Annotated in this window: 12 protein-coding genes; 9 read left to right on the top strand and 3 right to left on the bottom strand. The window is 69.7% G+C overall.

Annotation, left to right across the window (positions count from 1 at the left end; translation table 11 throughout):
- Nucleotides 1-5 precede the first annotated feature (5 nt).
- Together ToN1_RS01105 and ToN1_RS01100 are read left to right on the top strand one after the other, a co-directional pair.
- Complete coding sequence (locus ToN1_RS01105; protein ID WP_169208813.1) at nt 6-3,422, top strand: FecR domain-containing protein; 3,417 nt, start codon at nt 6-8, stop codon at nt 3,420-3,422.
- Nucleotides 3,423-3,441: 19 nt separating this feature from the next.
- Nucleotides 3,442-3,855, top strand: coding sequence for a hypothetical protein (locus ToN1_RS01100; protein ID WP_169208812.1), 414 nt, complete (start codon nt 3,442-3,444; stop codon nt 3,853-3,855).
- On the opposite strand, the gene ToN1_RS01095 is transcribed toward ToN1_RS01100, so the two are convergent.
- The 3 genes from ToN1_RS01095 to ToN1_RS01085 form a co-directional block, all read right to left on the bottom strand.
- Nucleotides 3,852-6,995, bottom strand: coding sequence for a tyrosinase family protein (locus ToN1_RS01095; protein ID WP_169208811.1), 3,144 nt, complete (start codon nt 6,993-6,995; stop codon nt 3,852-3,854). The genes ToN1_RS01100 and ToN1_RS01095 overlap by 4 nt on opposite strands.
- A gap of 225 nt (nt 6,996-7,220) precedes the next feature.
- A complete protein-coding gene (locus tag ToN1_RS01090; protein ID WP_169206418.1) occupies nt 7,221-7,766 on the bottom strand; it encodes a gamma carbonic anhydrase family protein in 546 nt (181 codons plus the stop codon).
- Between the two features lie 71 nt (nt 7,767-7,837).
- On the bottom strand, nt 7,838-8,383 hold the full coding sequence (locus tag ToN1_RS01085; RefSeq protein ID WP_169206417.1) for a cupin domain-containing protein: 546 nt from the start codon (nt 8,381-8,383) through the stop codon (nt 7,838-7,840).
- Between the two features lie 505 nt (nt 8,384-8,888).
- Here ToN1_RS01085 and ToN1_RS01080 point away from each other — a divergent pair.
- From ToN1_RS01080 to ToN1_RS01050, 7 genes are all read left to right on the top strand, one after another.
- Complete coding sequence (locus ToN1_RS01080) at nt 8,889-9,752, top strand: hypothetical protein (RefSeq protein WP_169206416.1); 864 nt, start codon at nt 8,889-8,891, stop codon at nt 9,750-9,752.
- A 130-nt stretch (nt 9,753-9,882) separates the two neighbouring features.
- Nucleotides 9,883-10,752 carry an ABC transporter ATP-binding protein gene (locus ToN1_RS01075; RefSeq protein WP_210147957.1) on the top strand — a complete coding sequence of 290 codons (870 nt, stop codon included), beginning with the start codon at nt 9,883-9,885 and terminating at the stop codon, nt 10,750-10,752.
- Nucleotides 10,753-10,805: 53 nt separating this feature from the next.
- Nucleotides 10,806-11,798: an ABC transporter substrate-binding protein gene (locus ToN1_RS01070; RefSeq protein WP_169206415.1), complete on the top strand. Its 993-nt coding sequence runs from the start codon at nt 10,806-10,808 to the stop codon at nt 11,796-11,798.
- A gap of 19 nt (nt 11,799-11,817) precedes the next feature.
- A complete protein-coding gene (locus ToN1_RS01065) occupies nt 11,818-12,591 on the top strand; it encodes an ABC transporter permease (protein WP_169206414.1) in 774 nt (257 codons plus the stop codon).
- Nucleotides 12,592-12,602: 11 nt separating this feature from the next.
- Nucleotides 12,603-13,358, top strand: a complete 756-nt coding sequence (locus ToN1_RS01060; RefSeq protein ID WP_210147956.1) for an SDR family oxidoreductase — start codon at nt 12,603-12,605, stop codon at nt 13,356-13,358.
- A 15-nt stretch (nt 13,359-13,373) separates the two neighbouring features.
- A complete protein-coding gene (locus tag ToN1_RS01055) occupies nt 13,374-14,231 on the top strand; it encodes an alpha/beta fold hydrolase (protein ID WP_169206412.1) in 858 nt (285 codons plus the stop codon).
- On the top strand, nt 14,224-15,051 hold the full coding sequence (locus ToN1_RS01050; RefSeq protein WP_169206411.1) for an IclR family transcriptional regulator: 828 nt from the start codon (nt 14,224-14,226) through the stop codon (nt 15,049-15,051). The genes ToN1_RS01055 and ToN1_RS01050 overlap by 8 nt, the downstream gene beginning before the upstream one ends.
- Nucleotides 15,052-15,062: the final 11 nt, after the last annotated feature.

Here is a 15,062-nt window from a genome sequence, read left to right as displayed (position 1 = left end):
CGACAATGCGAAGCTTGCCTCCGGGCTGGCGCGCCTCCGGCGCGCGATGGCTGCAAGCGCTGGCGGTCGCCGCGGGTTGCGCGGCGGGCCCGGCCGCGGCCGACTGCGAGGTCGTGGCTGGCCGCCTCATGTCGGCGCAGGCGGCGGTCGAGCGGCGTGCGGCCGGGGAGGCCGGGTGGCAGCCGATCGCGCCGCCGCATGACTTGTGCGAAGGCGACATCGTAACGGTGCGCGCGCCCGGGCGGGCGGCGATCGTGCTCGCCGACGGCACGCTGGTGCGGCTCGACCAGAACACGACGCTGCATCTGCTGCAGGCAGGAACCGGGCGCGACACCGAGTTGGGTCTCGTCGCGGGTTTTCTTCACGTCGTCACCCGGCTGCGCAAGCGCTTCGGCGTCAGCACGCCCTTCGTCAATGCCCTTGTCGAGGGCACCGAGTTCACGGTCGCGAGCACGCCCGCGCGCGCCGAGGTCGTCGTCGCGAGCGGCGTCGTGCGCACGCGCAACGCGTCCGGCGAGGCCGCGTTGCAGGCGGGCGAGGCGATCGAGGCGGGGCCTGCCGCCCCGCCGAGGGCGATCGCGGTGCGGCCGCTCGACGCGATGCGGTGGGCGATCCACTATCCCCAGATCGTCTGGCATGGCGAGGCGGTGCTGGCGGGGCTCGCGCCGTCTCCACGCGAGGCTGTCGCGCGCGCGCAGCAGCTGATGGGTGAGGCGCGCCATGGCGAGGCGCTGGCCGCGTTACCGCCGGCCGCCGCTACGGATGCGCTGCCGGTCGACACGCTGCGCGCGGCGCTGTTGCTCGCGCTGGGTCGTGTCGATGAGGCGGGCGCCCTCGTGGAGCGCCTCGGGGGCGCCGCGGCCGACGTCGCCGCGCTCGATGCCTTGATCCGCGTCGCGCGTAACGAACGCGCGGCGGCACTGGCCGCGGCGCAGCGGGCCCGGGCCGCGGACGCGGCCTCACCCGCGGCAGCGCTGGCGCTGAGCTACGCCTGGCAGGCGCACGGCGACATGGACGCGGCGCTGGAAGCCGCGCGGCGCGCGAGCGAGCTCGGGCCGGACAACCCCTTCGCGTGGGCGCGGCGGGCCGAGGTCGAGCTCTCGCTCGCGCGCATCGACGCAGGTCGGGCGTCGGCCTGGCAGGCGCTGGCGCGCGCGCCCGGGCTGCCGCGCGCCCGGGCGCTGCTGGGGTTCGCGCAGCTTCTCGCCGGCGCGACGGCGACGGCCCGTGCCGAGTTCGCCGCCGCGATCGAAGCCGATTCGGCCGATCCGCTCGCGTGGTTCGGCAGCGGGCTCGCCCGGGTGCGCGCGGGCGAACCGGCCGCGGGCCGCCGCGACATCGAGATCGCGGTGCTGCTCGACCCGGGCAACGCGGAGCTGCGCAGCTACCTCGGCCGCGTCCAGCTCGAGGAAGACCGTGCCGGTCTGGCCGGCAAGGAATTCGAGGTCGCACGCCGTCTCGACCCCGCCTCGCCGACACCCTGGCATTTCGACGCCTTCCGCCTGCTGCGCGACAACGATCCGCTCGGCGCGCTCGCCGCCGGCCGTCGTGCGCTCGAGTTGAACGACAACCGCGTGGTGCTGCGCTCGCCGTTGCTGCTCGACATCGACCGCGCGGCACGCAGCGCGAGCCTCGGTGCGGCCTACGCCGCTGTCGGTTTCGACGAGTCACTGCGCTCGGCGGCGCTGGTCGCGCTCGATGACGACCCCGCCGGGCCGGCCGGCCACCGCCTGCTTGCCGACGCGCATGCCGAGCGGCCGCGCTTCGAGAGCGCGCGTGTGAGCGAGCTCCTGCAGACGCAGCTGCGCCTGCCGCTGGGCCAGCTGCCGGTGGCGCCGCAGTTTTTCGCCGCCGAGCTGCCGATCGTCGACGCGCCGCGCGCGCTGGCGCCGGAGGAGGCCGCGGCGCTGTTCGAGCGTGGCCCGCTGCAGTTCGCCGCGACCTTGCTCGCAGGCACGCGGGCGACGCGCGGCGGCAGCGTGCTCGGCTCCGTCTCCGCCGAGCGCGCGCAGGTCTCGCTCGGGCATTTCGACTATCGCCGCGAGGCGCTCGGCGCCGGACGCGACATCGCGCTGACCGGCACGCGGCTCGGATTGCAGCTCGTGGCGACGCCGGCGACGATGCTGCTCGCCGAGCTCGAGACCGGCGAACGGCGCGGGGGCGAGGTCGTCGAGCAATTGCTGGCCGGAGTGGGGGCGCTGCCGACGCGTCTCGACCATCGTGTGACTCGCGACGGCGCGCGCGTCTCGCTGCACCACCAGCCGGCGGTCGAGCGCGAGCTGATCGTCACGGCGGCCGCGCAGCAGGTCGGCGAACGCAGCCTCGACCGGCTCGAGGGGGCCGCGATGTTGCCCTTCGAGCGCGCCGACTTCGACCTGCGCACGCGTCTCGACAGCGAGGAGCTGGGCGTGCTGTACGGCGTGCGCGGCACCCGCCTAGGCCTGGTCGTCGGTGCCGACGCCTACCGCGAGCGCCGGCGCACGCGCCAGGATGCGAGCCTGTGCTGCCTGTTCGGGCCCGATCCCCTGACGGTGCCGCTCGCGCCGGCGAAGCGCGAGACGGTCGGGTACGACGCGCTGTTCGCCTACCTCGACCTGCGCCTTCGGCCGTGGCTGCGCCTCCACGTCGGCGTCGCGCATGACGCGCTCGATGCGGAACGGCCGACATCGGTCGAGCGCACCAGTGGCAAGCTCGGCGCGAGCTTCCTCGTCACGCCGTCGACGACGCTGCGCGCGGCGGCGTTCGACGGCGTGAAGGGGCCCAAGTACCATGATCGGACGCTCGCGCCGACGCAGTTCGCGGGCTTCAATCAGGTCTTCGACGATCTTGACGGCACGCGCTGGCGGCGCCGCGCGATCGCGCTCGACCACCGCTTCGCCGATGGCGGCGGCACGGGCCTGGAATGGTCGCGCCGCACGCTCGCAGTGCCGGGACTGGGCTGCGGCGCCGCAGATTGCCGTGCGGACTGGGACGAACGCCTGCATCGCGCCTGGGTCGAGTGGCCGCTGGGCCGGCGGGCGGCGGTTGCGGCGGCATGGCACTTCGAGCGGCTGCGCCTCGACGACGATCCGGCGAACGCGCCGTCGCTGCCCGCCCGCGTGCGCACCGAGCTCGTGCCGCTGAGCCTGTGGCTGCGGCCCGCGCCGCGCCTTGCGGTGCAGTTCGAGGCGGTGCGCGTGCGCCAGCGCGCCGCGATCGCGGACGGCGCGGGCGGCCTCGCGTCGCGCTCGGAGGCGGCGTGGCTCGGGAACGTCCGCCTCGCCTGGCTGCGTGCGGATCGGCGCGCCGTCCTGTCCTTGGCGGCGCACAACCTCTTCGATCGCGATCTGGCATTCCAGAACACCGATTTCAGCGGCAACCCCAGGGTGCCGCTGTTCTACCCGGAGCGCACGGTGCTGCTGCAGGCGAGCCTGCGCTTCTAGCCCGCGACAGGAGAACGAGATGAGAGCGACCAGAAACGGATCGATTGGGGCAATCGCGCGCGTGGTCGGTGCCGGTGCGCTGCTCGCCACGCTGGCCGGCTGCCAGATGATGGGCATGAGGCCGCCCTACGGCGAAGACGGCGGTGCACCGTCGCCGAAGCTGCCCGCGTCGGCGATCGGCGCCCTGATCTTCGGTGCGGAAGGCGAGATCTATGTCGTCGACGGCGCGGGACGCAACGTGCCGGGCTGCGTGCTGCCCGGCACGATGGACAAGAGCGCGCCCGAATGTCGCGCGCTCGCCGGCACCACGGTCCTGGCGATCAAGTCGGTGGCGGCCGTGCGGCACACCGGTTCGACCTGCACGACCGTGGGGCCGATCATCAGCGCCGGCCGCGCTTACTACTTCCAGCTGCCGGCCGGCTGCGCGCCCTAGCGCGACTTCCCGCGGCCCGGTTCGCCGGAGCCTCCGGGCGCTCCGCCTGTCGGCCGCTGCTCCGGCAGCTCGAACATGTTGTCGCCGCTGACCTCGCGCGTGGGCGTGCGCGTGACGGGCGTCGTCGAGGCGGCTTCCAGCGGTTCGAGCCCGCCGAGGCCAGACGCGAGCAGCGTGCCGATCAGCCGTCGCGCTTCGGGCGTCGCAACGAGCGCGCGCCAGTCCTGCGCGGCGGCGGGCTTGTGGCACGGGCCTTCGTCGGGCGGGGGGCGCCTGCCGCACGCGGCTTCGAGGCAGCGGCGCAGCGCGTCGAGGTCGATGCCCAGCGCCTTGAAGCGCTCGACGAGCGTGGGCGACTTCAGCACGTGCTCGATCAGGCAGCGCAGCGTGCGGCAGCAGGCGTCGCCATCGCCACCATGGCCACCACCGCCGCCCGAGCCGCCACCGCTGCCGCCGCCACCCGTGACCGGATCGTAGGGCCGGTCGCCGCCCGCCCACACGCCACCGGTGAGCACCTTGCTGCGCGTGAAGCGCGCGCTGGCGCTCGTGCGCCCCTCGGCGCGCACCGTGAAGCGATACACGCCCGGGCGCGAGGTCGGCCAGTCGGCGTGGTAGTCGCCGTCGGCGCCGCGCGCGAACGGGAGCATCGCGCGGCTGCCGTCGGGCTGGACGACGTCGGCCCAGACGGTGGCCTCACCCGCTAGCGGCACGCGGTATTCACGCAGGCTCGCGGTGAGATGCAGCGCGTCGCCCGGCGCGAAGCCGTCCTGGCGCAGGCTCGCGTCGAGCGAGAGGTTCGAGTAGGCATGCACCGAGAGGTTGAACGGTGTCGCACGCCGCGCGAACTCGCGCAGCCGGCGCAGGCCGTCCTGCAGCGCGGCCGACTCGGCCACGGCCGAGGTGTTGATGCCCTTCAGGATCACGTCGGGCGTCTGCAGCCGCAGCAGCGCGCGCCAGGTGCCGCGGTGCGAGCCGGCCGGGTTGCCCGGCAGCGCCGGCAGCATCAGCCGGTAGTACGCAACCTCGTCCCCCACGCGGTAGCGCACATTGGGCTCGACGCCCGACATCGCCGGCGTGATCTCCTGACCGCCCGGCGTGACGAGGCGGAAGTCGAGCGCGAAGGGGATCGGGCACAGCGTGACGACGTCGACCGACACGTCCGAGTCCGCGACCTGGAAGGGGATCTCCTGCGCGACGCCGTTCCACAGGAGCTGCCCCTCGGGGTCGAGCACGAGCTGGTTGAGCGTGGCGTCCTTGAGGATCTGGATGAAGAACTTCGCCAGCGTGAAGCGCTCGTCATCGTCGGTCATGTCGCCGGTGACGAGCAGATAGCCGCCGGTGTTGGCCGAGATCTGGCTCAGCACCGGGTCGCTGACGTCGCCGGGCAGGCCGAAGCCGATCGCGAAGGTCGTCTGGTTGATCGTCCCGGGCGGCAGGTCGGCGATCAGCGGGTCGAAGTTCTCGTTGCCGTCGGTCAGCACGATCATCGCCTTGTTCGGGTGCGTCGCGTCGGGGCCGTTGATCAGCCCGCTGCCGACAAGGATGCCGCCGCCGATGCTGGTCGCGCCGCGCGGGTCCAGCCCCGGCCCGGTGAGGGTGGTGCCCAGTCCGGCGGACTTCAGCGTCATCGGCAGCAGCACGTCGGCCTCATGGTCGAAGCGCGCGATGCCGATCTCGTCGCCGTCCTTCATCAGCTCGTGCACGACGCCGACCGCGCTCTTCATCAGCTCGCTGCGCGTGAAGCCGCTGTTGGCGGCTTCGGCCATGCTGCCCGAGCGGTCGAGCACCAGCACGATGGAGCTGTCGCTGGTGACGATGTCGTTGGCGACGAGCTCGATGTGGAAGGTCTCGGCGACGTAGGGGTCGTTTGGCGCGGCCGCGTAATAGCCTTCCTCGTCGATCACCGTAGCCTCGATATCGACGGCGCTCACCTGCACGTCGGGCCCGATGCCGTGGAAGCGTACCTCGATCTCGAGGATCTCGAAATCGTTCGCCTCCACCGGCGTCACCGTGAAGCTCGGCCCGCCGAACACAGAGAAGTTTCCGGTGGGCGCGCCGGTGACGGCGAAATACACCGGCCGGCACGACTGCACGCGAAAGCGGATGTGCTTCGCGACGGTGAGCCCCTCGGGCGTGTCGTTGAACGCGAGCGCCGGGCCCGACTCGAGCGTGATGTCGGGCAGATCCGTGTCGTACCAGGTGATCGCCTTGTGGTCGAGGAGATCGACCGGGCGCTCCAGCGTGCCGGCGCCGAAGTACTCGGCGAGGTTCTCCATCTGGTCGCTGAGGCGTTTCAGGTGATGCTGCGCGGGCGGGATCGCGTAGCCGTCGTCGGGCAGGTAGTGCGGCACGGCTGGGTACTTCTGCGTCCACACCGCCCACAGCTCGTCTTCCTTGGCGTGGTTGAGGAAAAATACCGGATCGTTGGGCGAGGTCGCCGGCAGCATCGAGCCGCCGACCCACACGTGCACGCGGTTGTGCAGGTTGGGGCCGGCCTGCGGGCCGACCCAGCCTTCGACGAGGTTGCGGAAGCTGTCCGCGCCAGCGACGGTGAGGTCGAAGGGCGGGCTGTCGTAGGTCGTCTCCGCGAGCGCGCCGGTGATCGCGGCGGTCGTGGGCAGCGAGGGTGTGCTCGCGCCGAATTCGCGCTGCAGGCGGTCGCTCGAGCCGAGGTGCAGCGTCCAGCCGTTGGCGAACGCGAACGGGCCCGATTGCACCTCACCGCCGGGGCCCGTGCCGTCGCCGCCGAGGAGATCGTCGATGAAGGGATAGCCCGCGTCGGCAGGCGCCTGGTCGCGCGAGAAGTCCCAATACGGCAGGCAGATCGTCGGGTCGCCCGACACGTCGCGCAGCGCATTTTCGAACTGGCGCAGGAATTCGCGATGCCACGGGAAGAACAAGGGGCCGCGGTGCGCGGCATGCGGCCCGGGGTCGCCGCCCGGGTGTCCGGCCATCGATTGCTCGTGCACGTAGACGAAGTCGTCGTAGCGGTTCGCCTGCGCGTGGGGTGGCGGCAGCGCGCTCGGCGCGGCCCCCAGGGCGACGACGGCGTCGCGGAAGCGGGCGAGCTCGGTGTTCGATTTGTCCGCCGCGGCATTGTGAGCCTCGATCAGTTTGCGGACGTTCTTTCGGCATCTCATGGGGCACCTCCACACGGTGACGCAGGGGCCGGCGGTGCGTTGTGAGAGTGGCGCCGTCGGGGGCTGCGCGGATTTCTGGCGGACACCGCGCGGCCGCTCGGGCCGCAGGGTGCGAGCACAGGTTAGGGGTGTGGGGTGGCGGGGGCCGATGACGTGGTGCACTGCGCCGAAGTGACGCAGTTCACTTGCGTTGCGCCCCGGGAGGTGCCGGGGGGCGGGAAAGGTTCAGCGCGCGCGGGGGAGCTGCGCGAGGTAGTCGTTCTTCAGGCGGACGTAGTGCTCGGCCGAGTAGCGCAGGAAGACGCGCTCCTCCGGAGTGAGCGGGCGCACCGGCACGGCCGGCCGACCGACGTAGAGGTGGCCGCTTTCGAGGCGCTTTCCTGGCGACACCAGGCTGCCGGCGCCGAGGATGACTTCGGGGCCGATCACGGCGTCGTCCATGACGATCGAGCCCATGCCGATCAAACAGGCGTCGCCGATCGTGCAGCCGTGCAGGATCACCGAATGGCCGATCGTGACGTGGCTGCCGATGATGAGCGGCGAGCCGTCCGGCTTGGCCGCGTTTCGGTGCGACACGTGGCACATGGTGAGGTCCTGCACGTTGCTGCAGGCGCCGACGATGATGCTGTTGACGTCGCCGCGCAGTACCGTATTGCACCAGATCGAGACGTCGCGACCCAGGCGCACGTCGCCGATCACCTGGGCGGAGTCGTGGATGAAGATACCCTCGGCGAGCGTGGGCGTGATGCCACGAAAGGAATCGATGGACATGCTCTACCTCCGATGCGATCTAAATCGTGCCGCGAATCGCCGCTCGGCCGACCGGCGCGCTCAGGATCCGCTCAGCGCTTGATTGCGGCGAGCGGGTCGTCCGGCTTGTAGGTCGGCGTAACCGGTCTCGGCGAACCCAGCATGACACACATCAGCGCCTCCTCGTCGCCGACGTTCTGTTCGCCGCGATAGACGCCGGGCGGTACCGAGATCAAGTCGCGCTCGCCGACCACCGCCTCCCACCTCTCCCCCTCGGGCGACTCGCAGAACACCTTCACCTTGCCGCGCAGCACGAAGAAGATCTCCTCGGTGTCCGTGTGCAGGTGTAGCGGGCCCGTGTGGCCGACCGGGATCTTCATCGTCGAAAAGGTGAAATGCACGGCCGGTACGACGTTGCCATCGGAATGCACGCCGGTGCCACCGGTGCCGACGTAGCGCATCTGCGCGCGCGCATAGGTGGGATCGACCTCGGTCTGGAACTTCAGCGCGTTCCAGTCGTAGCTGCGCGTCGAGCGCAGCACGCAGCGGGAATTCATCCAGTCCTCGAATGACGCGCCGTTCGGACGCTGCAGGGTCCGGCTGGCTTCTTCGGTCAGGCTTGCGATGTGGTCGTTCATGCTTCCTCCTCGGGTTTGGCTTCGTCTTGCGCTCGTTCTTTTCGACCTCGCCACGCCGCCCGCCGGGGGCGCTCCGGTCTCGGTGTCGAAAAGGAAAAATCGGCGGTGCCGCAAACGCGGTGCGTGCGTCAGTACGCCAGATGTTCCATAGGTGAAACAAGGGATTACCCACGGAACAACGCAACCCTATTTCCGTCGTGCAAGGTGCTGCAATTGCGGAAACTACGAATTGACAAGATTAGGAAAGTGAGGAGCGGAACTGCGCTCTTGAGCCGAAGGTGGCGCGTCCTTCTTGCGGTGGAGTGTCTGCAGCTTGTCCAGGCGTCCGCATTTAGCAGAACGCAAATAAATAGACAATCAGGGAAAACCCTAATTGATGGCGCTAGTGCGACGCGAGTAGCGTTCGAGGCGTTCCAAGAAAGGAACGCTGTTTCATAGGTGAAACAAAGCCAGCAACAACATGCCGGCACCGACGACAAGAACACGCACACCGCGAGAGGAGAACATGTTCATCAAGCATAAGTACGCCGCGACCGCCCTGCTCGCAGGGCTCGGCGCGACGGCGTCGATTCCCGCCCCTGCCGCCACCTGGTCCGACGCGATGGTCGGTTACCGGGTCGGTAACGACTTCCACGACCCCGGCACCGACGACGACATCCGCAAGCACATCGTCCAGTTCAGCTACGTCGGCGGCTACAGCTACGGGCAGAACTACTTCAACCTCGACGTCCTGAACTCCGATAGCGCCGACCCGGCCAATGGTAGCCGAAACGGCGCGACCGAGTTCTATGCCGCGTACCGCCACCAGCTGCATCTCGGCAAATTGCGCGACACGCCGATCGCGTTCGGTCCGGTGAAGGACGTCGCGATCACCGCGGGCCTCGACCTGCAGACCAAGAACAACACTTTCGCGCCGCGCAAGCGCATGTTCGTCGTGGGCCCGACGCTGAAGTTCGACGTGCCCGGCTTCCTCGACGTGAGCCTGCTGTATACGCAGGAATGGAACCACTGCGGCCTGCCTGCGTGTCGCAACGTGCCCGGTTTCAGCACCGACATCAAGTTCGATCCCTACCCGCGCCTCGAGGCCGCGTGGGGCATCCCGTTTCAGCTCGCCGGCCTGCCTTTGAAATACCAAGGCTTTCTGGCCTACAACGGCAGGAAGGGCAAGGATTATTTCAACAAGCAAACCGGCAGGGAAACGCTGTTCCGCTCGGCCCTGATGCTTGATGCCGGGCAGCTCGCGTTCGGCAAGAAGAACACCTTCCTGATGGGTGTGGGCTACGAGTTGTGGCGCAACAAGTTCGGCAACCGCGACATCCCCGGCGTGGACACCGACACCGCAACGCTCAACGTGGAGTTCCACTTCTGATTCCCGGCTCTCCCTGTCCGCGTAGCCGCCGCAGCGACGGCCGCCGGCCGAGCCCCCTGTACCGGACCACCGCGCGGCCGAGCCGAGTGCGTCGCGCCCACCATCTCGTTGCCGTGTTTGAGGAAAAGTCGTGATCGAGATCGAAACCCGCAACACCCGCCGCCCATCCTTCCCGCAGGGGGAGGCCGGCCGCCCCAGTACCGGCGAGGATCTGGACGTCCAGATCGAGTTCCGCAACGTCAGCAAGCGCTTCCCGACGAAGCGCGAACCGAACCCGCCCTACGCCGTCAAGGATCTGAACATCCGCATCCGCGCCGGCGAAGTGGTCTCCATCGTCGGCCCCAGCGGCTGCGGCAAGAGCACGCTGCTGAACATGGGCGCCGGGCTCTACCTGCCCAGCGAGGGCGAGGTGTATGTCGCGCAGCAGCGCGTGACGCGACCGGTAAAGCAGATTTCCTTCATGCTGCAGAAGGACCTGCTGATGCCCTGGCGCACGATCCGCCAGAACGTCGAGCTCGGGCTGGAGATCGACGGCGTCGCGCGCGAGCGGCGCCGCGCGGTGGCGCTCGAGCTGATCGCCAAGTGCCACCTCGTCGGTTTCGAGAACCACTACCCGTACCAGCTCTCGGGCGGCATGCGCCAGCGCGCGGCGCTCGCCCGCACGCTGGCGACCGATCCGCAGGTGCTGCTGCTCGACGAACCGTTCTCGGCACTCGATGCGCAAACCAAAATGGTGCTGCAGCAGGATCTTGCGCAGATGCTGTACGACGCGAAGAAGACCGCGCTCTTCATCACTCACGACCTGGTCGAGGCGATCGCGCTGTCCGACCGCTTGCTGGTGATGAGCCACCGGCCGGGCACGATCATTGAGGAGATCACCGTGCCGCTGCCGCATCGCAACAACCCGCTCGAGCGCCGCAAGCTCCCCGAGGTCGGTCCGCTCGTGAGCCGCCTGATGGAGCTGCTGCGGGTCGGCCAGGACGGGCTGGAAGGACACTGAGCGGGTACCGCGCGCCGCCTACAAGACAAATAGACACCCCAAAGGAGACCAACATGACATCCAACCTGCGCAAACTCGCCGGCTCCGCGTTCGCGGCCGCGAGCCTCGCCACGACCCTGCCCGCGGCGGCAGTCGCCAAGGAGAACATCACTTACCTGCTGCCCGCGCCCCCCACGCTGCCCGCGTTCGCGCCGTGGATCGTCGCGAAGCAGAACGGCTATTACGACGCCGCGGGCCTCAACGTGACCTTCGTCGCCGCGCGCGGCGGCGTCGACGTCGCCAAGCAGATCGGTTCGGGCAACGCGATCGTCGGTGGCGCGATCGGCGACACGCCCATCATCGTGCGTGCCAATGGCGTGCCGGTGCGGGCCGTGGCAGTGCTGGGCGGCGGTTCGCTGACGATGATCGCGGCGACCAAGGCCTCGGGCGTGAACAACGTCAAGGATCTTGTCGGCAAGACGATGACCGTGATGTCTTACGCCGATACCACTTATTACGCGCTGCTCGGCTCGTTGAAGCTCGCCGGTCTCGACAAGCAGAAGGTCTCGGTTCAGGCGTCGGGGCCGGCCGGCGTGTGGCAGATGCTCGCCGGCGGCCAGGCCGCGGCGATGGCGGGGGTGCCGGACTGGGTGGTTAGCGCGCAGGAGGCGGGCGGCGACATCCACCTGCTGCCCGCCGAGCAGCAGTTCAAGAGCATGGCGCAGGCGATCCTCGCCTCGGACGAGGCGATCAGGAAGCAGCCCGAGCTCTTGCGCAAGCTGGTGCAGGCGACGCTGCACGGCATGAAGGACATCATGGAGGACCCGACGGCCGCCGCGAAATCCTTTGCTGCCGCGGTTCCCTCCTACCAGGGCAAGGAGGCGACGCTCGTCGCGATCTTCCGCCTCTACGGCAAGCACGTCTATCCGGGCCAGGACACGCTCGGGCTGATCGATGCGGCGCGCCTGAAGGAAGTTCAGGACTTCTATCTCGCCGAGGGCATCGTGCCACGCGCGACCCCGGTCGAGGACCTCTACACCAACCAGTTCGTGAAAACGGGCCAGTGATTCAGGGAAGCATAGTGCCATGAACAACTCTTCCACGCTTTGGGGCAGCGCCGTGCTGCTCGCACTGACGCTTTCCCTGTGGCAATGGGCGCCTGGCTGGGTCGGTCTGCCCGAGTACATCTTCCCGACGCTCACCAGCACGGTCGTGGAGGCGGGACGGATGTGGTCGGAAAGCCAGCTCCTCCAGCACTCCGGCATCACCGCGCTGGAGGTCTTCCTCGGTTTCGTGCTCGGCTCGCTGCTGGGCATCGCGGTCGGGGTCGCGCTGGGCCTGTCGCCGACCGCCGAGGCGGTGCTCTCGCCCTACATCCTCGCGCTGCAGATCGCGCCCAAGGTCGCGTTCGCGCCGCTCTTCGTGATGTGGCTGGGCTACACGATGTACCCGAAGATCCTGGTCGCAATCCTGATCGTGTTCTTCCCGGTGATGATCAACGTGCTCGCGGCCATCCGCACCGTCGATCCGGACATGGTGAACCTCGTGCGCACGCTCAACGCGACGCGCTGGCAGATCTTCACTCTGCTCGAGTTCCCGTCGGCGCTGCCGAACCTGTTCTCGGGTCTGCGCATCGCCTCGACGCTGGCAGTGATCGGCGTGACGGTCGGCGAGCTTGTGGGCGGCAACCTCGGCCTGGGCTTCCTGCTCGTCGCCTCCGAAGGGCAGGGCAACACCGCCGGCGTGTTCGTCGCGATCACCGGCCTGACGGTCATTGGCATCGTCGCCTATGCGGCGGTGATCCTGATCGAGAAGAAGGTGTTGCACTACATGCCCAAGGCAAGCCGGACCACGGTGTGAGGATGGATGCGATGAATGGATTGCTGACAGGAAAGCGGGTGCTCGTCACCGGCGGCGCACGCGGACTGGGGCTCGCCTTTGCCGAGCGCATCGCGCGCGAGGGCGGCACGGTGGTGATCGCCGACCTGCGCGACGAGCTCGCCGCGGCCGAAGCCGCACGCCTCGCGGCCGAAGGGCTGGCGGTGCATGCACTGTCGCTCGATCTCGCGGATCCGGAGTCGATCCGCAGCTGTGCGCGGCAGGCGTGCGAGGTGCTTGGTGGCCTCGACGGCCTGGTGAACAATGGAGCGGTGACCGACTCGGGTGGCGTGCCGGCCGAGGAACTCGAGGTCGCGACTTGGGACCGCGTGATGACCGTGAACGTGCGCGGCACCTGGCTGATGACGATCGCGTGCGCTGCGGCGCTGCGCGCCTCCGGCCGCGGGGCGGTGGTGAACCTCGCTTCGGACACCGCGCTGTGGGGCGCGCCGCGTCTGCTGGCCTACGTCGCGAGCAAGGGTGCGATCGTCGCGATGACGCGCAGCCTCGCCCGCGAGCTCGGCGACGGCAGCGTCACGGTCAACGCGATCGCGCCGGGACTCACGCTGGTCGAGGCGACCGAGTACGTGCCCGAGGCACGTCACCGCCTCTATATCGAGCAGCGCGCACTGCAGCGCGAGCAGGTGCCCGAGGACGTGTGTGGCGCGGTGCTCTTCTGCCTGTCCGATCTCGCGCGCTTCACGACTGGCCAGCTGCTCGCCGTGAATGGCGGCTTCGTGATGAACTGAGGCGGGGCGACGGACATGAGAACGCATGAAGAACGCCTCGCTGCTCTCGGCACGCATTTTCCGCTCGTCGAAGCGGGCGAGGGCGGGCGGCGCTGGACCTACCGGACGGCCGGCCGCGGCGGGCGCACGTTGGTGCTCCTGCACGGCATCGGCTCGAGCTCGGCCTCGTGGCTCGATGTTGCGTTGGCGGCGGGCCGGGACTTCCGCGTCGTCGCGTGGGATGCGCCCGGCTACGGCGGCTCGACCCCGCTTGCGGCGGAGCGCCCGCTCGCGACCGACTACGCGCAGTCGCTCGAAGGCTTCCTCGCGACGCTCGGCATCGAGGGCTGTGTGCTGGTCGGGCACTCGCTTGGCGCGCTGATGGCGACCGCCTACGCCGCGGCCTACCCGCGGGGACGCGCGGCGCAGCTCATCCTGGTGTCGCCGGCGCGCGGCTACGGTGCGCGCGAATTCGACGCCGAGCGCGAGCGCGTGCGTGCCTCCCGCCTGCAGGCGCTGGCCGCGCTGGGCGTGGCCGGCATGGCCGCGGAGCGCGCGGGGCGGCTCGTGTCGCCGTCGGCGGGCGCGTCGGTGCGCGAATGGGTGCGCTGGAACATGGCGAGCCTGAACGCCGACGGCTATCGCCAGGCAACCGAGTTGCTGTGCGGCGACGATCTCGCCCGCTACGCGCCCGCGCCTCTGCCGGTCGCCTGCTTCTGCGGCGCCGACGACGTCGTGACGCCGCCGGCGGCCTGCGAGGCGGTCGCCGCCGCGTACGGCGTGCCACTGGTTCTGTTACCGGGCTGCGGCCACGCAAGCCCGGTCGAGATTCCCCACCTCCTCGCGGCGACGCTGCGGGAGTCCATCGAAATGAAAGGAGAGTGCTGTGAGTGACGACAATTCCCTCGACCACCCAGGCAACAAGTACTCGGTGCCGGCGCTGGAGCGCGGCCTGCGCCTGCTCGGCGAGTTCAGCCGCCACGATCCGGTGCTGTCGGCGGCGGAGCTCGCGCGCCGGCTGGACCTGCCGCGCTCGACCGTGTTCCGCATGCTGACAACGCTGGAGGACCTCGGCTTCGTCGAGCGCGCCGAGGGCGGGCGCGATTTCCGCCTCGGCATCGCGGTGCTGCGGCTGGGCTTCGAATACCTCTCTTCGCTCGAACTGACCGAGCTTGGCATGCCCATCCTCGGCCGGCTGCGCGACGAGATCGGCTACGCCAGCAACCTCGTCGTGCGCGACGGCCGTTCCATCGTGTATGTCGCGAAGGTCACGCCGGCCTCGTGGATCGCGTCCTCGGTCACCGTGGGCACGCGCCTGCCGGCGCATGCGACGGTCTTCGGCCGCATCCTGCTGGCGGAGCTGTCGCTCGACGATCTGCGCGCGCTCTATCCGGAGGAGCATCTCGAGCGTCACAGTGGGCAGACGCCCGCGACGGCGATGGATCTGTTCAACCTGCTGCAACTCGACAAGGGGCGCGACTGCATCGTCGGCGAAGGCTTCTTCGAGCCGAGCATCTCGACCGTCGCGGCGCCGGTGCGCGATCGCGAAGGGCAGGTAATTGCCGCGCTCGGCGCGACGGTGCCCTTCGGCCAGATCGAGGAGGGGCTGCGCGAGAGCCTGGTTACCCACATCCGCGCCGCGGCGCTGGAGCTGTCGTCCGCGCTCGGCTATTCGCAGCGCCGCGCCCGCACCGGCAAGGTCATTTCGCTGTGACGGGGGAGCGA

Source organism: Aromatoleum petrolei, assembly GCF_017894385.1.
GTDB classification, from domain to species: Bacteria; Pseudomonadota; Gammaproteobacteria; order Burkholderiales; family Rhodocyclaceae; genus Aromatoleum; species Aromatoleum petrolei.
Note: the sequence above shows the minus strand (reverse complement) of the source record. Positions and strands in the feature narration are given on the sequence as shown.